The organism is Pseudomonas sp. 910_23, assembly GCF_052850795.1.
In genome coordinates this window covers 56,778-79,859 of record NZ_VXCZ01000026.1, presented here as the reverse complement: position 1 = coordinate 79,859, position 23,082 = coordinate 56,778, and the positions used below count along the sequence as shown (strand labels likewise).

Here is a 23,082-nt window from a genome sequence, read left to right as displayed (position 1 = left end):
ACACGCTTTTCAAAAGTGACCCGCTGTAAGAGCGGAACCAATAGTGGCCGTTACCTAAATAACGGATATGTACTCGGTTTGATCCGGCATCCTGGTCGGCCCTAAGGCCGCCATCGGGAGCAAGTCGAATCGTCGCACCGCCCCTCCCACAGGGACAGCGCCATACCAGAAGTTGTGTAGATACCCATGCCCATCGCAGGCAAGCCAGCTCCCACATTCGACTGCATTCCTTCAGACAAAATGCGGTCAACTGTGGGGAGCTGGCTTACCTGCGATAGCGGTCTAAAGGCTACACAGCTTCCCGATACGGATTACGCGGATCTTGCGTCCAATTCAAAAATGGCTTGCCGGTGTCCATCGGCACCATCTCGATGCAGTCCGCCACCGGGCAGGTGATCTGGCACAAGTTGCAGCCCACGCACTCATCATCAATCACTTCATACTTATGCGTGCCGTCCGCCTGTTTCAAACTGGCGATCGCCTGGTGTGAAGTGTCCTCACAGGCAATGTGACAACGCCCACAACCGATACACGCCGCCTGATCGATCCTGGCGATCACCTGGTAGTTGATATCCAGGTACTTCCAATCCGTGGTGTTACCCACGGCCCGCCCGGAAAAGTCCTGCAGGCTGGTGTAACCCTGGCTGTCCATCCACCGCGACAGGCCGTCCTTCATCTCGTCCACAATCCTGAAGCCATGCAGCATCGCCGCCGTGCACACCTGCACTGCGCCACAGCCCAGGGCGACGAATTCCGCTGCATCGCGCCAGTTGCCGATACCGCCGATGCCGCAGATCGGCAAGCCCTGGGTCTGCGGGTCACGGGCGATTTCGGCGACCATGTTCAGGGCGATCGGCTTGACCGCCGAACCGCAGTAACCGCCGTGGGTACTCTGGGTGCCGACCACCGGCAGGGCGACCATGCGCTCCAGATCCACGCTGGTGATGGAATTGATGGTGTTGATCAACGACACCGCGTCCGCGCCGCCGCGATACGCTGCCCGCGCCGCCACGCGGATGTCGGTGATGTTGGGCGTGAGCTTGACGATCACCGGCAGCGAGCAATATGTCTTGCACCAGCGCGTCACTTGTTCCACATACTCCGGCACCTGGCCGACCGCTGCGCCCATGCCACGTTCGGGCATCCCGTGGGGGCAGCCGAAATTCAACTCGATGCCGTCGCAGCCGGTCGCCTCCACCAGAGGCAGGATGTTTTTCCAGGACTCCTCAACACATGGCACCATCAGCGATACGATCAGTGCACGGTCAGGCCAGTCCTTTTTCACCTGGGTGATTTCCCGCAGGTTGATCTCCAGTGAGCGGTCGGTGATCAGTTCGATATTGTTGATGCCCAGCACTTCACGATTCGCCCCGAAATGCGCCGAGTAGCGTGACGACACGTTCACCGCCGCCGGGTCTTCGCCCAGGGTTTTCCACACCACGCCACCCCAGCCGGCTTCGAACGCACGGACCACGTTGTAGGCTTTGTCGGTGGGCGGCGCGGAGGCCAGCCAGAACGGATTGGGGGCTTTGATACCGGCGAATACAATCGAGAGATCGGCCATTACGCAGCCTCCACATTCAGCATGAGTTGGGCGTGCATGGCCTCGGCGGCCAGCTTGCCGTGTTGCACGGCCTGCACGGTAAGGTCCTGGCCAAGGCTGACGCAATCGCCGCCGGCATACACGCCGGGGATACTGGTGCGCAGCTGTTCATCGACAAAGATGCGCTCGCCCACGCGGTGCAGTTGCTGGGCCAGCGGGTCGTGCAGTGCGTCGTTGTCAAAGCCTTGGCCGATGGCCTTGAAGATCGCATCGGCGGCCAGTTCGAAGGTCTCCCCCGTCGGTAGCAAGCGACCATTTTCCAGGTGGGTGCGGGCCAGGCGCATACCGCGTACGCGGCCCTGGTCGTCGAGCAACACTTCGTCGGGTTGGGCCCAGGTCAGCAGCCGCACTTGATTGGCCTTGGCAATGTCTTGTTCGTGTTGGGTCGCGCCCATGTCCGCCAGGCCACGGCGGTATACAAGGTTTACCTCGCGGGCACCGAGGCGGGCCATTTGCACGGCCATGTCGATGGCGGTATTGCCCGCGCCGAGCACGATGCAGCGGTCGGCCAGGGGCAGTTGGGTGAGGTCATCGGCCTGGCGCAGCTCGCGGATGTAGTCGGTGGCGGCGAGCAGGCCGGGGGCGTCTTCGTGGGCCAAGCCGAGCTGTTTGCTGGCCGCCAGGCCGAGGCCGAGGAACACCGAATCGAATTGCTGATGCAGTTCGCTCAAGGTCAGGTTGTCGCCCAGGCGCTGGCCATGGCGGATTTCGATGCCGCCGATTTGCAGAAGGAAATCCAGTTCCTTCTGGGCAAAATCATCCACCAGCTTGTACTTGGCGATCCCGTATTCATTCAGGCCGCCGGCTTTCTCCTGCGCTTCGAAAACCACCACGTCATGGCCGTGCAACGCGGCGCGGTGGGCGCAGGCCAACCCCGCCGGCCCGGCGCCGACCACGGCGATGCGCTTACCGGTGGGCGCGGCGCGCTGGAACGGGTGTTCGCTGAAGTGCGCGTTGTCGATGGCGTAGCGTTGTAACAAACCGATCAGCACCGGCGCGCATTCTTCGGCGTTGTTACGCACGCAGGCTTGCTGGCACAGGATCTCCGTGGGGCAAACCCGAGCGCAACTGCCGCCGAGGATGTTGGCCGAGAGGATTTTCTGCGCAGCGCCTTGCACGTTCTCGGTGTGGATATTGCGGATGAACGACGGGATGTCGATCTCGCTGGGGCATGCGTTCACGCACGGTGCGTCGTAACAGTACAGGCAGCGCGAGGCTTCCAGATGCGCTTGCCGGGCGTTGAGCGGCGGTGCCAGGTCGCTGAACTGGCTGGCGAGGGTGGCCGCGTCATCGCGGGGGTGGGGAAGGTGGGTCAGGGTCTGGATCACGGTATTGGCCTCACGGTTATTGAGGTGCTGCCTCTGATGGGCATTGGTTTTTGTGTTGATTGTTCGGGCCTCATCGGGAGCAAGTCGAATCGTCGCACCGCCCCTCCCACGTTGGAATGCATTCCACTGTGGGAGGGGGCTTGCTCCCGATAGCGGGTTCAGCGGTTCACAGCCACTGGCTTGGAAAGCGCTGCCCGCTTGCTCAACTGCTCGAACACCGAGGGATACGCCGGCCGCTCCACATACCGTCCGGCCCCTCGCTCGGCGCGCAGGTCGCCATCGGCCCAGACCAGCTTGCCCTGGCTGATGGTGTGGCTCGGCACGCCGCGCACGGTCTTGCCTTCGAAGATGTTGAAGTCGACCTGCTGGTGGTGGGTCTTGGCCGAAATGGTTCGCGTGCCTTCAGGGTCCCAGAGCACCAGGTCGGCATCCGCCCCGACGCGAACCGCGCCTTTACGGGGGTAGAGGTTGAAGATTTTCGCCGTGCTGGTGGAGGTCAGCGCAACGAACGCCTGCATCGACAGGCGCCCCGTGTTGACGCCTTCGTGCCACAGCAGCGCCATGCGGTCTTCGATACCGGCGGTGCCGTTGGGGATCTTGCTGAAGTCGTCACGCCCGGCAGCTTTTTGCTCGGCGCAGAAGCAGCAGTGGTCAGTCGCGGTGGTGTGCAGGTTGCCCGATTGCAGGCCGTGCCACAGGGCCTCCTGATGCCCGCGCGGACGGAACGGTGGGCTCATGACATAGCCGGCGGCGGTCTGCCAATCCGGGTGCTGGTAGACGCTGTCGTCCAGCAGCAAGTGGCCGGCGAGTACTTCACCGTACACCGCCTGGCCCTTGCCCCGAGCGTAGGTGATTTCATCCAGCGCCTCTTTGGTCGACACATGCACCAGGTACAGCGGCGTGCCGATGGTCTCGGCAATTCGTATTGCGCGGCTGGCCGCTTCGCCTTCCACCTGGGATGGGCGCGACAGCGGATGGGCTTCCGGTCCGGTGATGCCCTGGGCCATCAGCTTGCGTTGCAGGTGATACACCAGCTCGCCGTTTTCCGCATGAACGGTAGGCACCGCGCCCAGCTCCAGGCAGCGTTCGAAGCTGGCTACCAAGGTATCGTCGGCGGCCATGATTGCGTTCTTGTAAGCCATGAAATGCTTGAAGCTGTTGATGCCGTGATGGCTGACCAGTTCGGCCATTTCCTCGCGTACCTGCTCGCTCCACCAGGTGATCGCTACATGGAAGCCATAGTCGGATGCGGACTTTTCTGCCCAGCCGCGCCACTGGTGGAAGGCTTCCATCAACGATTGCTGCGGGTTGGGAATCACAAAGTCGATGATCGACGTGGTACCACCGGCCAAGCCTGCGGCCGTCCCACTGAAAAAGTCTTCGCTGGCCACGGTGCCCATGAAGGGCAGTTGCATATGGGTGTGGGGATCGATGCCGCCCGGCATCAAGTATTGGCCGCTGCCATCGAGTATTTCAGTGCCGGCGGGAATATCCAGATCGGTGCCAATGGCCCGAATTAGACCGCCTGCGCATAACACATCGGCGCGGTAACTTTCATCATGGGTAATAACGGTTGCGCCACGGATCAACAGCGACATGTCGAGTTCCTCACAGGCTTGACCGGCTTATGCCAGTTCTAAGTGTTGTAATACTGCCGGTCGATGGAGGGTTAATTCCTGTCATCGGTGACAGGAATAGAAACTAGCCCGAGTTTTTCGATTGGGCAAGAAGATTTTTCTTAAGCTTATAATTAAATTAAGTGGCTGAATTAAAAGAGAAAAATAACAAAATCACCAAAATGTAGCGAGCGCTCACCATTTTGACGCACTTGACAGCTTCTGTTTTTGAGCAACATTTCTTATTGCAAATCAGACGCTTGAGATATGCCTCTTGACGGCACTGAAAAATAAAAATAATTGTGTTGCACCAGATTGAGACCTGACGGTTCGGGCAACTTACGCAATGGCTGGCCCCAATAGCGCGACAAGTAACCCAGGCTCACTCGGAAAGCTGATAAACATCAGCACGTTATATAAGTGGTGCGGGTTCAGCAGCCGTTGTCGGCACGGTAATTGAGTGCAAAGGCAATTGGTCGGGGCCCGAGATGTCATGTTGTTTATGCGGTACTCCGGCCTCCTGTACACAGCGTGCAGGTGAGCAAAAATAACTTTAAAAAAAACCGTGGAGCGGCCATGCAACAGAACAGATCGCAAGTCATCGAGCGCAACGGCCTGTACGAACTCGACGCCGGCCCCGACGTCCTCGACAGCCCTCGCTACAACCACGACATGGCACCCACCAAGGTGCACGAGCGCACCTGGAACAAATGGCACATCACCGCATTGTGGGTCGGCATGTCGATTTGCGTGCCGACCTACACCCTGGGCGGGGTACTCACCGCGTATTTCGGCTTGTCGGTGGGCGAGGCGCTGATAGCGATCCTGCTGGCCAATATCGTGGTGTTGATCCCGCTGACGCTCAACGCGTTTCCCGGCACCAAGTACGGCATCCCGTTTCCGGTGCTGTTGCGCTCGTCATTCGGCATTCTCGGTTCCAACGTGCCGTGCCTGATTCGCGCGTTGGTGGCCTGCGGCTGGTTCGGGATCCAGACGATGTTTGGCGGGTTGGCGATTCACCTGTTTCTCGGTTCGATTTTCGAGGGTTGGAAGTCGCTGGGTGGCACCGGTGAAGTGATTGGCTTCATGATTTTCTGGTGCCTGAACCTGTGGGTGGTGTTGCGCGGTGCCGAGTCGATCAAGCGCCTGGAAACCCTGTCGGCGCCGTTGTTGGTGGCGGTAGGTATCGGCCTGCTGGTGTGGGCGATGCCGAATGTGTCCCTCAGCGAGCTGATGGCGATCCCACCCAAGCGCCCTGAAGGCGCAAGCCTCACCGGCTATTTCATGGCGGGTCTGACCGCGATGGTAGGCTTCTGGGCCACCTTGTCGCTGAACATTCCCGACTTCAGCCGCTACGCCAAGAGCCAGAAAGACCAGATCCTCGGGCAGATCTTCGGCCTGCCGCTGACCATGTTCCTGTTCGCCGCCCTCGGCGTGATCATGACCGCCGCCTCGGTGAAACTGGTGGGCGTCAGCGTCTCCGACCCGGTGACCCTGATCGGCCATATCCAGAGCCCGGTGTGGGTGGCAGTGGCGATGGCGCTGATCATCGTCGCCACCTTGTCCACCAACACGGCGGCGAACATCGTTTCGCCCACCAACGACTTCCAGAACATCGCGCCCAAGCTGATCAACCGCACCACCGCGGTGATCCTGACCGGGCTGGTAGGGCTGGCGCTGATGGCCCATGAGCTGCTGAAAAAGCTTGGGTTGATCGTTTCCGATGTCAGCCTGGAGACCGTTTACTCCAATTGGTTGCTCGGCTATTCGAGCCTGCTGGGCCCGATTGCCGGGATCATGGTGGTGGACTACTTCATCACCCGCAAACAGCAACTGGACCTGGCAGGACTTTACCGTGATGACGTGTACCCGGCGTGGAACTGGAGTGGTTTCATCGCCTTTGGCGTGCCGGTGGTGCTGACCCTGTTGTCGCTGGGCAGCGATGCGTTCAGTTGGTTTTACAGCTATGGCTGGTTTACCGGTTCGGCGTTGGGCGGGGTGTTGTATTACGGGCTCAATGCCAAGCGCGGTATCAACCCGGTCGCAGCCAAATCATCCTTGTGAACGCGGTCAATGTGGGAGGGGGCTTGCCCCCGATGGCGGTGTATCAGTCATGCACATATCAACTCGGCCACTGCTATCGGGAGCAAGCCCCCTCCCACATTGGACTGCGTGCCACCTGTTCCAATCATAAGAAATACAGCCTGAGGAGATCCCCATGAACGCTGCCCTCGACGTTCTGCAATCGACCCATCAGCACATCAACCGCGACCGCCTGTGGCAGTCGCTGATGGACCTGGCCAGGCTCGGCGCCACCCCCAAGGGCGGGGTGTGTCGCCTGGCCCTTACCGACCTTGACCGCAAGGCCCGCGATCTCTTCGTGCAGTGGTGCGGAGAGGCCGGCTGTACCGTGAGCATCGACGGTATCGGCAATATCTTCGCCCGCCGTCCAGGGCGCAACGCGGACCTGCCGCCGGTGATGACCGGCAGCCATATCGATACCCAGCCTACCGGCGGCAAGTTCGACGGTTGCTTCGGTGTACTGGCGGGGGTGGAAGTGTTGCGCACCCTTAACGATCTCAAGATTGAAACCGAGGCGCCGTTGGAAGTGGTGGTGTGGACCAACGAGGAAGGCTCGCGGTTTCCACCGTGCATGATGGGCTCCGGCGTGTTCGCCGAAAAGTTCAGCCTGGCCGATACCCTGGCCAAGGTCGATGCGGACGGCGTCAGCGTCGGCGATGCGTTGAATGCCATCGGCTATGCCGGGACGCGCCCCGAGAGTGGGCATAAGGTTGGCGCCTATTTCGAGGCGCACATCGAGCAAGGGCCGATTCTTGAGGATGAAAAGAAAACCATCGGCGTGGTACTCGGAGCCCTTGGGCAAAAATGGTTCGACCTCAAACTGCGCGGTGTCGAAGCCCACGCCGGCCCGACGCCGATGCACCTGCGCAAGGATGCCCTGGTGGGCGCGGCGGTGGTGGTGGCGGCGGTGAATGCGGCGGCGCTGGAGCATCAGCCGCACGCCTGTGGCACGGTGGGTTGCCTGCAAGCGTATCCAGGGTCGCGCAACGTGATTCCGGGGGAGGTACGCATGACCCTGGATTTTCGTCATTTAGAGCCGGCACGGCTGGACTCGATGATTGCCCAGGTGCGCCAGGTGATTGAAGACACCTGTGCCAAACACGGGCTGAGTTACGAGATGGAACCCACTGCCGACTTCCCGCCGCTGTACTTCGACAAAGGCTGCGTCGACGCCGTGCGCGATGCGGCCAATGGCTTGGGCCTGTCGAATATGGACATTGTCAGTGGGGCAGGGCACGACGCAATCTTCGTCGCCGAGCTTGGCCCGGCAGGGATGATCTTCGTGCCGTGTGAAGGTGGCATCAGCCATAACGAAATCGAAAATGCCGCGCCGGATGATCTGGCGGCGGGGTGTGCGGTGTTGTTGCGCGCCATGGTGGCAGCTTCAGCAGCTATCGCCAGCGGTTGAAAATGTGGGAGGGGGCTTGCTCCCGATGACGGTGTGTCAGTCAATTTGTCCGTAGCTGACCCGCCGCTATCGGGAGCAAGCCCCCTCCCACATTTGGACTTTTTTTGAAGTTACACCCAGATGGCATCCCACAGGGGGTAGTCGCCAATTCGCTCGACCAAGCCCGCTCGCAATGGGTTAGCCACCACATACCTGGCCATTTTGATCAGGTCATCTTCCTTGCGTAGCGCCCGATCATGGAAGCTTTCCTGCCACAGCCGCCCGTTGCGTCCGCTAGCACCATTCACGGTGCGTGTGCTTTTGGATTTTACCTGGCACATCAAGTCCGCCAGCGAGCCTTTTTTCAGTTCGAAAATCCAGTGAAAGTGGTCGGGCATGATCACCCATGCCAGAGAATTCACCAGCCCTTGGTACTGAGCGAGCCGAAACTGCCAGACCACCAGGCGCCCGAGATGAAAGTCGCTGAATAGGCGAATGCGTTCATGCGTATTAGTGGTGATCAGGTAGACGCGGTTCGGTTCACTGAAGCGCCCGATGCGCAGGCGGTGTGACGCGGGTAGATCTGCCATTCCATGGCCCTCTCGTGTTGTGCTTGGAGAGGCTAGATTGCAGTGCCAATAACTGACGGGCAGGCTTATGGCAGGATGTGTCCGGGCGGGCGCAATCGGGAGCAAGCCCCCTCCCACAGGGGGCCGCGGTGTTCATACATAGTGTGTCTGGCGCGGAACCAGTGTGGGAGGGGGCTTGCTCCCGATTGCGGTATTGACGTCAGGCGCCAGGTTGCCAGCCACCGCCGAGTGCGGTCAAAAGCCCCACACTTGCCACCAGCTGCCGCGTCTGTACGGCCTGCAATGTGCGCTGCGCCTGTAGCGCCGCCGTTTGTGCGGTGACCACATCCAGATAACTCACCGCCCCCGCCTGATAGCTGTTCATCGCCAACGCCTGGGTATGTTGCGCCGCCTGTGCCGCCGCCTGTTCATCCTGGGCTTGCTGCTGCAAGTCCCTCAGTTGCCCCAGGTTGTCTTCTACCTCTCGCACGGCTTGCAACACATGGCTACGGTATTGCGCCGACGCCTCTTCAAACTCGGCCTTGGCCTGGCGTTCATTGGCACTCAACCGCCCGCCATCAAAGATCGGCAGGTTCACCAACGGCCCCAACGCCCAATAGCGATTGCCAGCTGACAGCAGATTACCGACGCCTTGCGTCTGCCCGCCTATCAACCCGGTCAGGCTGAAATCCGGATACCACGCTGCCTTGGCTACGCCGATATTTGCGTTGGCCGCAAACACCCGGCGTTCAGCCGCGGCGATGTCCGGGCGACGTTGCAGCAAGTGGCTTGGCAACTGCGATGGAATCCTTGGCAAGGCCATCAACTGCGGGCTGGGCGGCAATGAAAAATCACTGGCCGCCACGCCCACCAACTCGCCGATTGCATGTTCGGTCAGGTTGCGTTGCCCACGCACCTCATCCAGTTGCGCCTTGGCCTCGGCCAGTTGATTTTGCGCGCGGGTCAGGTCCAGTTCCGAGGCAATCTGGCCTTCGTAGCGACTGCGCGTCAGTTGCAGCGCCTGGCTGAAATCCTCCAGCGAGCTGTCGAGTATTCGGCTCTGTGCATCCAGGCCATTGAGTTGCACATATAACGTCGTCAACTGCCGTTGCAGGCTTAGGCGCGCCACCGCCAAGTCATCGCCTGACGCTTGCGCCTGAGCGTCGCCGGCCGCGACCTGATTGCGGATCTTGCCCCACAGGTCCAGGTCGTAGCTCAACGAAAACCCGGCAATGTTGCTGTTGTACACCGACGGCTGCGTTGTGCCGCGCAACGGTCTCGCGTCCGATTGCCGTTGGCGCTGCGGCTGTGCGCTGGCGCTGATTTGCGGGAACAGCCCGGCGTGCAACTGGCTGGCATACGCCTGGGAGGCATCGAAGTGTGCCAGTGCCGCAGCCAGGTCCGGGTTGCTGTTGAGCAATTGCTGCTGCAGCTTGTTCAACGTTGGATCGTTATAGAGTTGCCACCACTGGGTCGCCAACTGATCGGACGGTTGCGCGCTGTGCCATGGGCCGTCGCTGGTCTGTTCGCGGTAGTGGGCGGGCAGGTCAATCGATGGCGCGGTATAGGTCGGTGCCATTGAGCAACCCTGCAACGCCAGCAGTATCAACGCCGCGAGCGGTTTAAGCCTTGGGCGCATGGGCACCTCCGGCGGCGTCGGCCAGTTGCACCGGGTCGCCTTCGCGCAGGGCATCGGGCGGGTTGTCGATGATGTGGTCGGTGGCTTTCAAACCCTGGTCGATCACCAGGCGCTCGCCCAGGTCCAGACCGATGTGGATGTCTTGCAGGTGCACGTGATTCTGCCCATCCAACACCGCCACTTGCGTACCCTGGGCGCGGAAGATCAAGGCGCTGGCCGGGATGCTCACGCCGTGAGTATCGGCCGGAATCGGCAGGCTGGCTTCGGCGTAGTCGCCCGGTAGCAATTCACCGCTGGGGTTGTCGACGACGAACTGGGCGAGCAGGGTGCCGGAGCGGCGGTCGATGGCGGTGGAGTCACCGATCAGGCGCGCCTTGAAGTGTTCGCCTGGGTGCTCAGGCACCGTCAACTCGGCTTCCAGGCCCGGATGGATCACTGCCGCGTAGTTCTGCGGCACCGGTACATACAGGCGCAGTTGGTGGGTGTCGGCCAGGGTAAACAGCGCCAGATCGCTGTCGGTATCGGCTTTGATCAACTGACCGATATCGGTATGCCGCGCAGTGATGGTGCCAGCGAATGGCGCACGCAGGGTTTTGTAGCCCTCCAATGCTGACAAGCGAGCGTAGTCCGCTGCGCCAGCCTCGGCATTGGCTGTGGTCGCGGCGGCGTTCGAGGTTTTTTCATCGGCTTCCTGACGCGACACTGAATGGCTCGCCAACAGGTGTTGCCAGCGCGTGGCAGTGGTGGCTGCCAGACGTGCATTGGCCTGTTCCTGAATCAGCCGTGCGTGAGTCTGCGCCAGTTGCTGGTCGAGGTCAGGGCTGTCGATTTCGGCGAGGATTTGCCCGGCCTTGACCTGCGTGCCCATATCCACTTTCCAGTCTTTCAGATAGCCGCTGACCCGCGCATGGATCGGCGCTGTGCTCCAGGCTTCCAGGTGCGCCGGCAAGCGCAGCGTATCGCCGGCAGTGTTCTGTTGGGGTTGGAACACCATCACTTGGGGAATGGCCGCCGTTTCGGTCCAGGCAGCGACAGATCGCTCGTGCAGCGTGCGGGCGTGCAAGCCGCTGGCCACCAACAGGGCAGCGAGGGTCAGGCCGCCGACACCCATCAGCATCAGACGCTTGCGCGAGGGTTTGTGATCAGACGACATGGGGCGTTTCTCCAGCAATTGCGCGAGTAGGGTGACGGCCGTGGACCAGGCTGAAGACCACGGGTACAAACAACAGAGTGGCGATGGTGGCGAAGATCAAACCGCCGATAACGGCGCGACCCAGCGGCGCGTTTTGCTCCTCGGACAGCGCCAGGGGCAACATGCCGATGATCATTGCCAGGGCGGTCATGCACACTGGGCGAAAGCGCGTGTAACCGGCTTCCATGGCGGCTTTCAACGCGTCGCCATGTTCGGCCAGGCGTTCACGGCAGAAGCTCACCACCAGGATCGAGTTGGCGGTGGCCACGCCCATGCACAGGATGGCGCCGGTGAGCGCCGGGACCGATAACGAGGTGCCGCTGAGGAACAGCATCCACACGATCCCCGCCAGTGCGGCCGGTAACGCCGTGATGATCACAAAGGGGTCGGCCCAGGACTGGAAGTTGACCACGATCAGCAAGTAGATCAGCACCACGGCGCCGAGCAGCCCCAAGCTCAAACCACTGAACGCCTCATGCAGCGCATCGATTTGCCCGTGCAGGCTGATGGTCGCGCCTTTGGGACGCATGGATGCAGTGTCGTCCAGCACTTTTTGCACATCACGGGCCACGCCGCCCAGGTCGCGACCTTGTACGTTGGCATACAGGTCCAGGGTCGGTTCGATGTTGTAGTGGGTGACCACCGCCGGGCTTTGTACGCGGGAGATGGTCGCCACGCCCCCGAGGATTTGCGATTGGCCATTGGCACCGGTCACCGGTAGGGCCTCCAGTGATGGCAGGCTGTCGAGACGGTACTGCGGGGTGGCGGCGACGATGGAATAGGACACGCCATTGGCCGGGTTGAGCCAGAAGGTCGGTGCCACCTGGGAGCTGCCGGCCAGGGAGGCGACCATGCTGTTGGTGACGTCTTTTTCGGTAATGCCCAAACCGTTGGCGCGCAGGCGGTCGACATTGACCTGCAAGGAGGGGTAACCGGTGGACTGCTGGATACGCAGGTCTGCAATGCCTGGTACATGTTGCAAGCGTCGTTCGAGTTCTACGGCGTAAGCGCGGTTTTCTGCATCGCTGCGCCCGGAGATTTTCACATCCAGCGGGGCCGGCGCGCCGAAGTTGAGAATCTGGCTGCTGATGTCTGCCGGCAGGAACGCAAAGTGGCTGCCGGGGAAACTTTGCGGCAGGGCTTCACGCAGTTTTTTCACGTAGTCGGCGGTGGGGGCGTGGTGCTTATTCAGGGTGACCTGGATATCGCCATCCTGAGGGCCGATGGTGCCGCTGCTGCTGTAGGCCATGTCGATACCGCTGAGCGGGATGCCGATATTGTCGACGATGGTGTCGAGTTCGTCGGCGGGGATGACCTCGCGAATGCGTGCTTCGATGCGATCGAACGCAGCGGCGCTTTCCTCGATTCGCGTGCCCAGCGGCAAGCGCACATGCAGCGCGAGGGCACCGGCATCGGTGGCCGGGAAAAAGTCCTGGCCCAGGCTCGGCAGCAACGCGAATGAGGCGATTACGCAGGCCAGGAAGCCGACAATGAAGCGCTTTCGCGCCCCCAGCGCCAACGTCAGCAAGCCATGGTAAGTGTCACGGATATTGGAGAAGTGACGCTCAAAGCCCTGTTGGAAATTCAGCACCGATTGCAGCAACGCATTGCGCGGTTTCGCGTGTTGCTCACCCTCATGATGGTTGATGAATTGATCTTCGGGATGATGCCCCACGCCTTGCTCCGGCGTATGCGGCTTGAGCAGGAACATCGCCAGCGTCGGCACCAGGGTGCGCGAGAGGATGAACGAACTGGCCATGGCAAAGATCACCGCCAGCGCCATTGGCCGGAACAGATAACCGGCGATGCCTTGCAGCAAAAACATCGGCACAAACACGATGCAGATGCACAGCAGCGAGACAAACGCCGGGCCGACGATTTGCGCGGCACCGTCGAGGATCGCAGTGTTCACCGCCTTGCCTTGTTCCAGGTGCCAGTTGATGTTTTCGATGGTCACTGTGGCGTCGTCCACCAGAATCCCCACCGCCAACGCCAGCCCGCCGAGAGTCATCACGTTGAGGGTTTGCCCGCTGACCGCCAGCAGCGCGATGGCCGAGAGCACCGCCAGCGGAATCGACGCGGCGATGATCAAGGTCGAGCGCCAACTGCCGAGAAACAACAGGATCATCGCACTGGTGAGCAGCGCGGCAATGATGCCTTCCTGGGCTACGCTGCCCACCGATTGCTTGACGAACACCGAGGCATCACCCAGCAGTGAGGTTTTCAGTGAAGGCGGCAGGGTTTCGTTGATGCGTGGCAGCATCTGGCGGATGCCGTCGATGATCGACAGGGTAGAGATGCTGCCGTTCTTCAACGCCGGCATCAGCACCGCGCGATGGCCGTCGACGCGCACGATGTTGGTTTGTGGCGGCGAACCGTCGCGCACATGGGCGACCTGGCCGATGGTGATGATTGCGCCGTCGACTGTCTTGATCGGCAGGTCATTGAGTTCATCGATGGCCTTGGGGCTGTTGTTGAGCAGGATCGTGTATTCGTTGGAACCCAGCTTGGCGGTGCCCACCGGGATGATCTGGTTCTGCAAAGCCAGGGCATTGCCGACGTCCTGGGCCGACAAGCCCTTGGCAGCCAGGGCCTGGGGGTCGAGGTCGAGGGTGATCTGACGCTGCTTGCCGCCCATCGGCGTGGGCATGGCCAGGCCGGGCAGCGCGCTCAGGGGCAGGCGGATGTTGTTCTGCACCAGGTCGCGGATCCTGGCTTCCGAAAGGCTCGGGCTGGAGAACGCCATTTGCAGGATCGGCACCGTGGAGGCGCTGTAGTTGAGGATCAGCGGCGGCGTGATGCCCGGTGGCATCTGCTTGAGCACGGTTTGCGACACCGCTGTGACCTGGGCGTTGGCGGTGCGGATATCGACGCCGGGCTGGAAGAAGATCTTGACGATACCCATGCCGGGCAACGATTGCGATTCGATATGTTCGATGTCGTTGACGGTGGTGCTCAAGGAGCGTTCATAGGTGTAGATCACCCGCCCGGCCATGGCGTCCGGGGACAGGCCGTTGTACTGCCAGACCACCGCGACCACGGGTATGCCGATATCGGGAAACACATCAGTGGGCGTACGCAGGGCCGCCATGGGCCCGATGATGCAGATGAATATGGCCAACACGATAAACGTGTACGGCTTTTGCAGTGCGGTCTTTACCAGCCCGAGCATGCGTGAGTCTCCGAGAAGAGCAGGATTGCAAACCCCGGCAGTCTTGCCCGACCCACCTAACACGCACCTTTCAGCCAGGTGAAGGAAGATTTAGGTAATGGCTGAAGATCGTTTCATTTGTATTCATTTGTTCTGCAAACGCCGGCTCTTCAAGCTTGCCAGCCATCGGATACGTCTTTTTTTGATGTTCTTTGGAGCCCTGCCATGTCACTGAAAACCCTGTTGTTGATACCTATGCTGAGCGTTGTTGTGTTGCTCTCGGCCTGCGCCGGCCCGCTGCCCAAGGCCGACCCGAGCCAAGCCTGGATCGGCCTGAAAGAGGAAGCGCCAAATGACCTGATGGCCGAGCGGGTGGACGGTAAACGCGTCGATGACGGGCGCTACTTTGAAGTCAGCCCCGGTGACCATCGGCTGGACGTGACCTTGTTTGAAGACGAACCCGGCGACGACAACCAGCAAGACTGCCAGGGCCGGGTGGAATACAAACACTTCAAGGCGGGTGAGCATTACACACTGGAAGAGTCGAGCCTGGGCACCACCGTGCGTGCATCCCTCAAGGACGGGCACGGCAAGGAAATCGCCGCCACCCAAGACTTCAATTGCATGCCTGGCTAGGCGTGATGGGCCGTCGCCTTGGGAGGCTTGGCGGGCGCGGCAGGTTTGACGTGGGGGTGATGATGCCGGCGAGTCACGCGCATGACCCCCCACAACATGGCCGCGGCCACTGCCAACCAACCACAGATCAACAGAAAAATTGTCGTCGCAAGGCTCATTCGGGCCTCCTTTCGCCCACTTGGGGCACACACAGTCTTCTCAATGGACAGTCTAGCTACCTGGCGGTTGCCTGCTATTGACCAATGGTCGTGTCTGTCCAACTTGTTTGCTCTATCGCGGGTGCTTTACTGATGTGCCAGGCTATACCCGCGCTCAAGAGCATCCTATGATCAGGGCCCTCACCGCCCGTTGATCAAGAGAGTAAAACATTGCGCTTACGCTCGAACCTTAAAACATCCATCTTGCTGGCTTGTGCCCTGGGGTTAACGGCTTGTTCCAGCCAACCGTCGAAGCTGTCCGGCCTGCCGGAGCGCGTTGAACTCAACGGCGTGCCGACCTTTCGCAGCGAGGCTTATCAGAGCGGTCCTACGGCACTTGCCAGTATGCTGTCGCAACAAGGCATTGTCATGACACCGGGGTTGCTGGACAAGCCGCTGCGCCTGCCGGGTGCTGAGGCGAACCTCGAACGCAACATGCAGGTGCTGGCGCGCGAATACGGGCTGATGGTGTACCCACTGGACGCCAAGCTGACCGCGGTGCTGGCGCAGGTGGCGGCGGGTTACCCGGTGATGGCGCGAATCAATTCCAGCTTCTGGTCCGGAGCGCGTTATGTCGTGGTGGTGGGGTTCAACCAGCAGAAGAGCACGGTGTTGTTGCGCTCTGGAAACGAGCGCCGATTGATTATGGAATTCAGCGACTTCGAGTCGGCGTGGAAGAGCGCGGGGCACTGGGCTATCCTCACCCAGCGGCCGAGCCAATTACCGGCCAATGTGGATGCGCAGCGCTGGCGTGGTGCGGCGAATGCAACAGGCCAGGCGGGGCAGGAAGGGGCAGCGGCCCAAGCGCTCAAAGTGTTGGCAGAACGCAAATAAAAATGTGGGAGGGGGCTTGCTCCCGATAGCGGTTGATCAGGATAAGTTTTATAGCCTGGCACACCGCCATCGGGAGCAAGCCCCCTCCCACATTGGGCCTGCTTATTTCAATAAGATGGTGGTTAGTTAGCGGCGCACTTCTACCGCATTCCCCCGATTCTTCAGATTCTTGTCAGCCTTGTAGCGCAACGCAACGTCCGGCACCGCGCCGCCTTTGCCGGTCTCAACCCAGCTGCGAATACGGCTGGCATCGGCAAAGTGGGTGAACTTGCCAAAGGCATCCAGGATCACCAGCGACACCGGGCGGTTGCCCATGCTGGTCACCAATACCAGGCAATGGCCGGCCTGGTTGGTAAAGCCGGTCTTGGTCAGCTTAATGTCCCAGTTGGCGCGGTTGATCAGGTGATCAGTATTGGAGAAACCCAGGGTGTAGTTGGGTTTGCGGAACGCCACGGTTTTTTCCTTGGTCGTGCTCAGTTGGCTCAGCATCGGGAATTTGCGCGCATAAGCCAGTAGCTTGCTCAGGTCACGGGCGGTCGACACGTTATGAATCGAAAGGCCAGTGGGCTCCACATAGTGGGTGCTGGTCATCCCCAGGGACTTGGCCTTGGCGTTCATCGCCGCAATGAATGCCGCATAGCCACCCGGATAGTGGTGGGCCAGGCTCGCCGCGGCGCGGTTTTCCGAGGACATCAGCGCAATCAGCAGCATTTCCTTGCGCGGCATCTGGCTGCCGATTTTTACCCGGGAGAACACGCCTTTCATCTCTGGCGTGTCGGTGATGTTGATGTCGATGTACTCATCCATGTTCTGCTTGGCTTCCAGCACGATCAGGCCGGTCATCAGTTTGCTCACTGAAGCGATGGGGACCACCACGTCGGGATTGCTGGAATAAATGACTTTGTTGGTTTGCAAGTCCACCAGCATGGCGCTGCCGGAGGCGATTTGCAGTTTGGAGGCGTCACGCGGGGCCAGGGTGGATTCGGCGGCGTGGGCGAAGGTGCCTGTCAAAGCGAAAAACAGGCCGACAATAGAGAGACGAATTTTCACGCGGATGAACTCGCTAAAAAGTAAGGAAATACCGTTCGGGAACGGGTTTATGAAAAATGACGTTACATTCTAGGAGTATGGATCAGAAACTGTCGAATGTTCTTCCAGAACCGGATGAAAGTGCTTAAAAACTAAGAAAAAACAGTTTTTTCTCAGGCAATAAAAAGCCCCGCGCTAAGGCAGGGCTTTTTCATTACGCCTGGTTATTAACCGTGCAGGGTTTCTGCTGCGTACAAGGTATTTTCCAACAGGCAGGCGCGGGTCATCGGGCCGACACCACCTGGCACTGGCGTGATCCAGCCGGCGCGGGGCAGGGCAGTGTCGTAGACGACGTCGCCGACCAGCTTGCCGTCATCCTGGCGGTTGATGCCCACGTCGATGACGATGGCGCCTTCCTTGATCCATTCACCTTTGACCAACCCCGGCTTGCCAGCAGCGACCACCACCAGGTCGGCGCGGCCAACGTGGCCAGCCAGGTCCTTGGTGAAGCGGTGGGTGACGGTCACGGTGCAGCCGGCCAGCAGCAGCTCCATGGCCATCGGGCGACCGACGATATTGGATGCGCCTACCACGACCGCGTCCAGACCATAGAGATCGACCCCGGTGCTTTCCAGCAAGGTCATGATGCCTTTGGGTGTGCATGGGCGCAGCAGCGGGATACGTTGGGCCAGGCGGCCGACGTTATAAGGGTGGAAACCGTCGACGTCTTTGTCCGGGCGGATGCGTTCCAGCAACTTGGAGGCGTCCAGGTGCTCGGGCAGCGGCAGCTGCAGCAGGATGCCGTCCATTTCCGGATCATCGTTGAGGCGGTCAATCAGGTCGGTCAGGGCCTGTTGAGTGGTGTCAGAAGGCAAGTCGTAGGCTTTGGAAATAAAGCCGACCTCTTCACAGTCTTTACGCTTGTGCGAGACATAAACCTGAGAGGCAGGATCGCTGCCGACCAGGATCACCGCGAGGCCAGGCGTGCGCAGGCCTTGCTGGCGACGCTCGGTGACGCGTTTGGCGATCTGCTGGCGCAGGCTGGCGGCGATTGATTTGCCGTCGATAAGTTGTGCAGTCATTACGCGTGATTAACCATCGAGAGGGGGAAGAAAAGTGCGCGCATTCTCGCACGCCAGGGCGCGAGGGCAAAGGCGCTTGGTCTGCAAATTGCCCTAAGCCCTTAAATAAAATCAGTTTTTTTCAAAAAAGATTTGACGGGTATCAGGACGCTCTATACTATTCGTCGCACTTGTCGGGCACAGCCTAGCACTGGTTAGAAGGTCGAGCAGAATTGTTGTCCTGCAAGGCTGGAAACACTTAGTTTGTAATCCTCCAAGAGTACAGATTAATCAGGCGCCCGTAGCTCAGCTGGATAGAGCATCCGCCTTCTAAGCGGATGGTCGCAGGTTCGAGTCCTGCCGGGTGCGCCATTAGGCAGCTTTGGCACAAGTAGCGCTATATGGTGGGCGTAGCTCAGTTGGTAGAGCACGGGATTGTGACTCCCGTTGTCGAGGGTTCGATCCCCTTCGTCCACCCCATATTTTGAAAGGCGCCAGATTAATCGTCTGGCGCCTTTGCTTTAAGAGCTTCAAGCGCGGATGTGGTGGAATTGGTAGACACACTGGATTTAGGTTCCAGCGCCGCGAGGCGTAAGAGTTCGAGTCTCTTCATCCGCACCAATTAAAGCTTTGCTGTGCCGTCAGGCGGGGCAGGGCTCAACAAAGAAGTAGTTTGGTTTCTTTGTTAACGCAATATGGTGGGCGTAGCTCAGTTGGTAGAGCACGGGATTGTGACTCCCGTTGTCGAGGGTTCGATCCCCTTCGTCCACCCCATATTCGAAAGGCGCCAGATTTAACAGTCTGGCGCCTTTTTTGGTTTTAGCGGTTCGTATATCCGGCAGCTGCAGGTGCAAGGTCGAAAGGGTGGGGTGTTTCATCGTATTTGTGTGTCTCGATGATGCCGCGCTGCCCGCAGGCCCTGTGCGCGGGGTCGGGCGTCAGGGAAATGACTGGTTTCTTCTATATAGAAGAGGCGGCGCAGAGCCCTGGCGCAGTTGGCTGTATTTGTCACCGGGGCGAGGTGCATCCGTGCCTTCGTACCGATAAATTGCCGGCTGTTTTCCGCTGTATTTTCAGTAGGGTGACTTCTTGAGTTTGACCCACTAGAATGCATGCCCTTGATTGGGGTCGGAAATGGCCGGCTAACGTCTGTGCAACGAGGAATATCCATGCAAGTTTCTGTTGAAAATACTACTGCTCTCGAGCGCCGCCTGAGCATCACCGTGCCGGCAGAGCGTATCGAGACTGCGGTCAACAAGCGTCTGCAGCAGACTGCCCAGAAGGCCAAGATCGCTGGTTTCCGTCCAGGCAAAGTGCCGATGAGCGAAATCAAGCGTCGTTTTGGTGCCGATGCGCGCCAGGAAGCTGTAGGTGACGTGATCCAGGCTTCCTTCTACGAAGCCGTTGTCGAGCAAAAGCTGAACCCGGCTGGCTCGCCTTCGATCGAACCCAAGTCCCTGGAAGCTGGCAAGGACCTGGAATACGTTGCCGTATTCGAAGTGTTCCCGGAATTCGAAGTGGCTGGTTTCGAAGGTATCGAAATCGAGCGTCTGAGCGCCGAAGTGGCTGATTCGGACCTGGACAACATGCTGGAAATCCTGCGCAAGCAGAACACCCGTTTTGAAGTGGCCGAGCGTGCTGCCCAGAACGAAGACCAGTTGAACATCGATTTCGTTGGCAAGGTTGACGGCGAAGTGTTCGCTGGCGGCTCCGCCAAGGGCACTCAGCTGGTGCTGGGTTCCAACCGCATGATCCCTGGCTTCGAAGACGGTCTGGTTGGCGCCAAAGCCGGCGAAGAGCGCGTTCTGAATCTGGAATTTCCAGCGGACTACCAGAACCTGGACCTGGCCGGCAAAGCTGCCGAGTTCACCGTTACCGTCAACAGCGTTTCCGAGCCTAAGCTGCCAGAGCTGAACGAAGAGTTCTTCGCTCAATTCGGTATCAAGGAAACCGGCATCGAAGGTTTCCGCACCGAAGTTCGCAAGAACATGGAGCGTGAACTGCGCCAGGCCATCAAGTCCAAGGTCAAGAACCAGGTCATGGACGGTCTGCTGGCCGCCAACCCGATCGAAGTGCCAAAGGCCCTGCTGTCCAACGAAGTGGAACGCCTGCGCGTACAAGCTGTTCAGCAGTTTGGTGGCAACATCAAGCCTGACCAGCTGCCAGCCGAGCTGTTCGAAGAGCAAGCCAAGCGCCGCGTTGTGCTGGGCCTGATCGTGGCTGAAGTGGTCAAGCAGTTCGACCTCAAGCCTGACGAAGACCGCGTTCGCGAAATGATCCAGGAAATGGCTTCGGCCTACCAGGAACCTGAGCAGGTCGTGGCTTGGTACTACAAGAATGACCAACAGCTGAACGAAGTACGTTCGGTTGTGCTTGAAGAACAAGTTGTGGATACTGTTCTGCAGAAGGCTAAGGTGACCGATAAAGCGGTCTCTTACGAAGAAGCAGTCAAACCGGCGGAAGCAGCACAAGCCGACTGATTGTCCAACTCGTTGGAAATTCAACCATAAGCCAGCCTCGCGCTGGCTTATGCGTTTTCAAGACATGACTATTTGGGAGTAACTGCAGAGCATGTTCCGTAATTCCTATATTCAGCAGAACTCTGATATCCAGGCCGCCGGCGGCCTGGTCCCGATGGTTGTCGAGCAGTCCGCTCGTGGCGAACGCGCCTACGACATCTACTCGCGCCTGCTCAAGGAGCGAGTGATCTTTCTGGTTGGCCCGGTAGAGGACTACATGGCTAACTTGATCTGTGCGCAATTGCTGTTCCTTGAAGCGGAAAACCCGGACAAGGACATCCATCTCTACATCAACTCGCCAGGTGGTTCGGTGACCGCAGGGATGTCGATCTACGACACCATGCAATTCATCAAGCCAAACGTGTCGACTACCTGCATCGGCCAGGCTTGCAGCATGGGCGCGTTCCTGCTGACGGCGGGTGCCGAAGGCAAGCGTTTCTGCCTGCCGAACTCACGTGTGATGATTCACCAGCCACTGGGCGGTTTCCAGGGCCAGGCATCGGACATTGAAATCCATGCCAAGGAAATCCTTTTCATTCGTGAGCGTCTGAACACGCTGATGGCCAAGCACAGCGGGCACACACTGGAAGAAATCGAGCGCGATACCAACCGTGACAATTTCATGAGCGCAGAAGCCGCCCGTGAATACGGGTTGATCGACGCAGTGATCGAAAAGCGCCCCGCTTAATATAAGCCGCTCAAAATAGGGCTGGTCGGCATGTCCGACCACTGGCGGGCTTGAAAAAGCCCGCATAAGCCTTCATCTTGTGTTGCAAGCCTATCGGATTTGGATCGAACGAATGACTGACACCCGCAACGGCGAGGACAACGGCAAGCTGCTCTATTGCTCCTTCTGTGGCAAAAGCCAGCATGAAGTACGCAAATTGATTGCCGGCCCCTCGGTGTTTATCTGCGACGAATGCGTCGACCTGTGCAATGACATCATCCGCGAGGAGGTGCAGGAAGCCCAGGCCGAGAGCAGTGCGCACAAACTCCCATCGCCTAAAGAAATCAGCGGCATCCTGGACCAATACGTTATTGGCCAGGAGCGTGCAAAGAAGGTTCTGGCCGTAGCGGTGTACAACCACTACAAGCGCCTGAACCAGCGTGACAAGAAAGGCGACGAGGTCGAACTCGGCAAGAGCAACATCCTGCTGATCGGTCCTACAGGCTCGGGTAAAACCTTGCTTGCGGAAACCCTCGCTCGCCTGCTGAACGTTCCGTTCACCATTGCCGACGCCACCACCCTCACCGAGGCTGGCTATGTGGGCGAAGATGTCGAGAACATCATTCAGAAACTGCTGCAGAAGTGCGACTACGACGTAGAGAAGGCCCAGATGGGTATTGTCTACATCGATGAAATCGACAAGATTTCGCGCAAGTCCGACAACCCGTCGATCACTCGGGACGTTTCCGGTGAAGGCGTGCAGCAGGCACTGTTGAAACTGATCGAAGGCACGGTTGCTTCCGTACCGCCACAAGGCGGCCGCAAGCACCCGCAGCAGGAATTCCTTCAGGTTGATACGCGCAACATCCTGTTCATTTGTGGTGGCGCATTCTCCGGCCTGGAGAAGGTTATCCAGCAGCGCTCCACCCGTGGCGGCATTGGTTTCAGTGCGGAAGTGCGCAGCAAGGAAGAAGGCAAGAAGGTGGGCGAGTCCCTGCGTGAAGTCGAGCCTGACGATCTGGTCAAGTTTGGTCTGATCCCGGAATTCGTTGGCCGCTTGCCGGTCCTGGCGACATTGGACGAATTGGATGAGGCGGCTTTGATTCAGATCCTCACCGAGCCTAAGAACGCCCTGACCAAGCAATACGCCAAGTTGTTCGAGATGGAAGGCGTGGACCTCGAGTTCCGTACCGACGCGCTCAAATCGGTGGCCAAGCGGGCACTGGAGCGCAAGACCGGTGCACGTGGCCTGCGTTCGATCCTCGAAGGCGTGTTGCTCGACACCATGTACGAAATCCCCTCGCAGTCTGAGGTGAGCAAAGTGGTGATCGACGAAAGCGTTATCGAAGGCAAGTCCAAGCCACTGTATATCTACGAAAACAGTGAGCCGACGGCCAAGGCTGCGCCAGACGCGTAAGCGTTCAGCAGTTGCGGTACAAGCAAGGGGCCTTTAGGGGCCCCTTGTTTTTTGGGGCGTTTTCTTGGTGCAGTGGTTAAATTCGCGTGTATTCATGCGTTTAACTACTGGCATTGAGCTTGTTTTTTTTGCATGTAACCCCCATCTTGGTTTCA

Annotated in this window: 17 protein-coding genes and 4 tRNA genes; 11 read left to right on the top strand and 10 right to left on the bottom strand. The window is 59.4% G+C overall.

Annotated elements, in window-relative coordinates; genetic code table 11:
* Positions 1-289: 289 nt before the first annotated feature.
* The 3 genes from preA to hydA all read right to left on the bottom strand — a co-directional run bounded on the left by preA (position 290) and on the right by hydA (position 4,529).
* Complete coding sequence (gene preA, locus FW800_RS25265) at positions 290-1,564, bottom strand: NAD-dependent dihydropyrimidine dehydrogenase subunit PreA (protein WP_032880504.1); 1,275 nt, start codon at positions 1,562-1,564, stop codon at positions 290-292.
* Positions 1,564-2,931, bottom strand: a complete 1,368-nt coding sequence (locus tag FW800_RS25260) for an NAD(P)-dependent oxidoreductase (RefSeq protein WP_446438694.1) — start codon at positions 2,929-2,931, stop codon at positions 1,564-1,566. Before FW800_RS25260 ends, preA begins: the two co-directional genes overlap by 1 nt.
* 158 nt (positions 2,932-3,089) lie before the next feature.
* Positions 3,090-4,529, bottom strand: coding sequence for a dihydropyrimidinase (gene hydA, locus FW800_RS25255; RefSeq protein ID WP_446438693.1), 1,440 nt, complete (start codon positions 4,527-4,529; stop codon positions 3,090-3,092).
* A 594-nt stretch (positions 4,530-5,123) separates the two neighbouring features.
* Between hydA and FW800_RS25250 the strand changes: the two genes are divergently transcribed.
* Positions 5,124-6,611 carry an NCS1 family nucleobase:cation symporter-1 gene (locus FW800_RS25250; protein WP_216091753.1) on the top strand — a complete coding sequence of 496 codons (1,488 nt, stop codon included), beginning with the start codon at positions 5,124-5,126 and terminating at the stop codon, positions 6,609-6,611.
* 154 nt (positions 6,612-6,765) lie between these two features.
* The gene (locus FW800_RS25245; protein ID WP_446438692.1) at positions 6,766-8,037 is read left to right on the top strand and encodes a Zn-dependent hydrolase; all 1,272 of its coding nucleotides are present in this window, start codon (positions 6,766-6,768) and stop codon (positions 8,035-8,037) included.
* A gap of 110 nt (positions 8,038-8,147) precedes the next feature.
* On the opposite strand, the gene FW800_RS25240 is transcribed toward FW800_RS25245, so the two are convergent.
* The 4 genes from FW800_RS25240 to FW800_RS25225 all read right to left on the bottom strand — a co-directional run bounded on the left by FW800_RS25240 (position 8,148) and on the right by FW800_RS25225 (position 14,588).
* Complete coding sequence (locus tag FW800_RS25240) at positions 8,148-8,606, bottom strand: REP-associated tyrosine transposase (RefSeq protein WP_228308609.1); 459 nt, start codon at positions 8,604-8,606, stop codon at positions 8,148-8,150.
* A gap of 199 nt (positions 8,607-8,805) precedes the next feature.
* Positions 8,806-10,224, bottom strand: coding sequence for an efflux transporter outer membrane subunit (locus FW800_RS25235; protein WP_446438691.1), 1,419 nt, complete (start codon positions 10,222-10,224; stop codon positions 8,806-8,808).
* On the bottom strand, positions 10,208-11,377 hold the full coding sequence (locus FW800_RS25230) for an efflux RND transporter periplasmic adaptor subunit (RefSeq protein ID WP_032880511.1): 1,170 nt from the start codon (positions 11,375-11,377) through the stop codon (positions 10,208-10,210). The genes FW800_RS25235 and FW800_RS25230 overlap by 17 nt, the downstream gene beginning before the upstream one ends.
* Positions 11,367-14,588: an efflux RND transporter permease subunit gene (locus FW800_RS25225; protein ID WP_216091749.1), complete on the bottom strand. Its 3,222-nt coding sequence runs from the start codon at positions 14,586-14,588 to the stop codon at positions 11,367-11,369. The genes FW800_RS25230 and FW800_RS25225 overlap by 11 nt, the downstream gene beginning before the upstream one ends.
* A gap of 204 nt (positions 14,589-14,792) precedes the next feature.
* Between FW800_RS25225 and FW800_RS25220 the strand changes: the two genes are divergently transcribed.
* Positions 14,793-15,203: a PA0061/PA0062 family lipoprotein gene (locus FW800_RS25220; RefSeq protein ID WP_005789306.1), complete on the top strand. Its 411-nt coding sequence runs from the start codon at positions 14,793-14,795 to the stop codon at positions 15,201-15,203.
* On the opposite strand, the gene FW800_RS25215 is transcribed toward FW800_RS25220, so the two are convergent.
* On the bottom strand, positions 15,200-15,361 hold the full coding sequence (locus FW800_RS25215) for a hypothetical protein (protein ID WP_005789305.1): 162 nt from the start codon (positions 15,359-15,361) through the stop codon (positions 15,200-15,202). The two genes, FW800_RS25220 and FW800_RS25215, sit on opposite strands and share 4 nt — an antisense overlap.
* Positions 15,362-15,571: 210 nt before the next feature.
* Between FW800_RS25215 and FW800_RS25210 the strand changes: the two genes are divergently transcribed.
* Positions 15,572-16,234, top strand: coding sequence for a peptidase C39 family protein (locus FW800_RS25210; protein WP_446438690.1), 663 nt, complete (start codon positions 15,572-15,574; stop codon positions 16,232-16,234).
* Between the two features lie 126 nt (positions 16,235-16,360).
* On the opposite strand, the gene pbpG is transcribed toward FW800_RS25210, so the two are convergent.
* Complete coding sequence (gene pbpG, locus FW800_RS25205; protein WP_078821725.1) at positions 16,361-17,284, bottom strand: D-alanyl-D-alanine endopeptidase; 924 nt, start codon at positions 17,282-17,284, stop codon at positions 16,361-16,363.
* Between the two features lie 206 nt (positions 17,285-17,490).
* The gene (folD, locus tag FW800_RS25200; protein ID WP_005789300.1) at positions 17,491-18,345 is read right to left on the bottom strand and encodes a bifunctional methylenetetrahydrofolate dehydrogenase/methenyltetrahydrofolate cyclohydrolase FolD; all 855 of its coding nucleotides are present in this window, start codon (positions 18,343-18,345) and stop codon (positions 17,491-17,493) included.
* 274 nt (positions 18,346-18,619) lie between these two features.
* On the opposite strand from folD, the gene FW800_RS25195 reads away from it, so the two are divergent.
* From FW800_RS25195 to clpX, 7 genes are all read left to right on the top strand, one after another.
* Positions 18,620-18,696, top strand: a tRNA-Arg gene (locus tag FW800_RS25195).
* Between the two features lie 32 nt (positions 18,697-18,728).
* Positions 18,729-18,804, top strand: a tRNA-His gene (locus FW800_RS25190).
* A 56-nt stretch (positions 18,805-18,860) separates the two neighbouring features.
* A tRNA-Leu gene (locus tag FW800_RS25185) sits at positions 18,861-18,945 on the top strand.
* Positions 18,946-19,022: 77 nt separating this feature from the next.
* Positions 19,023-19,098 (top strand) — tRNA-His (locus FW800_RS25180).
* 395 nt (positions 19,099-19,493) lie between these two features.
* On the top strand, positions 19,494-20,804 hold the full coding sequence (tig, locus tag FW800_RS25175; RefSeq protein WP_446438689.1) for a trigger factor: 1,311 nt from the start codon (positions 19,494-19,496) through the stop codon (positions 20,802-20,804).
* A gap of 91 nt (positions 20,805-20,895) precedes the next feature.
* The gene (gene clpP, locus FW800_RS25170) at positions 20,896-21,531 is read left to right on the top strand and encodes an ATP-dependent Clp endopeptidase proteolytic subunit ClpP (RefSeq protein WP_005789297.1); all 636 of its coding nucleotides are present in this window, start codon (positions 20,896-20,898) and stop codon (positions 21,529-21,531) included.
* A gap of 112 nt (positions 21,532-21,643) precedes the next feature.
* Positions 21,644-22,927 carry an ATP-dependent Clp protease ATP-binding subunit ClpX gene (clpX, locus tag FW800_RS25165; protein ID WP_003238279.1) on the top strand — a complete coding sequence of 428 codons (1,284 nt, stop codon included), beginning with the start codon at positions 21,644-21,646 and terminating at the stop codon, positions 22,925-22,927.
* Positions 22,928-23,082: the final 155 nt, after the last annotated feature.

Bases quoted from the DNA above. Each gene is read 5' to 3' on its own strand.
- preA (WP_032880504.1), bottom strand. From the start codon at position 1,564: ATGGCCGATCTCTCGATTGTATTCGCCGGTATCAAAGCCCCCAATCCG.
- hydA (WP_446438693.1), bottom strand. From the start codon at position 4,529: ATGTCGCTGTTGATCCGTGGCGCAACCGTTATTACCCATGATGAAAGT.
- FW800_RS25250 (WP_216091753.1), top strand. From the start codon at position 5,124: ATGCAACAGAACAGATCGCAAGTCATCGAGCGCAACGGCCTGTACGAA.
- FW800_RS25245 (WP_446438692.1), top strand. From the start codon at position 6,766: ATGAACGCTGCCCTCGACGTTCTGCAATCGACCCATCAGCACATCAAC.
- FW800_RS25240 (WP_228308609.1), bottom strand. From the start codon at position 8,606: ATGGCAGATCTACCCGCGTCACACCGCCTGCGCATCGGGCGCTTCAGT.
- FW800_RS25235 (WP_446438691.1), bottom strand. From the start codon at position 10,224: ATGCGCCCAAGGCTTAAACCGCTCGCGGCGTTGATACTGCTGGCGTTG.
- FW800_RS25230 (WP_032880511.1), bottom strand. From the start codon at position 11,377: ATGTCGTCTGATCACAAACCCTCGCGCAAGCGTCTGATGCTGATGGGT.
- FW800_RS25225 (WP_216091749.1), bottom strand. From the start codon at position 14,588: ATGCTCGGGCTGGTAAAGACCGCACTGCAAAAGCCGTACACGTTTATC.
- FW800_RS25220 (WP_005789306.1), top strand. From the start codon at position 14,793: ATGTCACTGAAAACCCTGTTGTTGATACCTATGCTGAGCGTTGTTGTG.
- FW800_RS25215 (WP_005789305.1), bottom strand. From the start codon at position 15,361: ATGAGCCTTGCGACGACAATTTTTCTGTTGATCTGTGGTTGGTTGGCA.
- folD (WP_005789300.1), bottom strand. From the start codon at position 18,345: ATGACTGCACAACTTATCGACGGCAAATCAATCGCCGCCAGCCTGCGC.
- tig (WP_446438689.1), top strand. From the start codon at position 19,494: ATGCAAGTTTCTGTTGAAAATACTACTGCTCTCGAGCGCCGCCTGAGC.
- clpP (WP_005789297.1), top strand. From the start codon at position 20,896: ATGTTCCGTAATTCCTATATTCAGCAGAACTCTGATATCCAGGCCGCC.
- clpX (WP_003238279.1), top strand. From the start codon at position 21,644: ATGACTGACACCCGCAACGGCGAGGACAACGGCAAGCTGCTCTATTGC.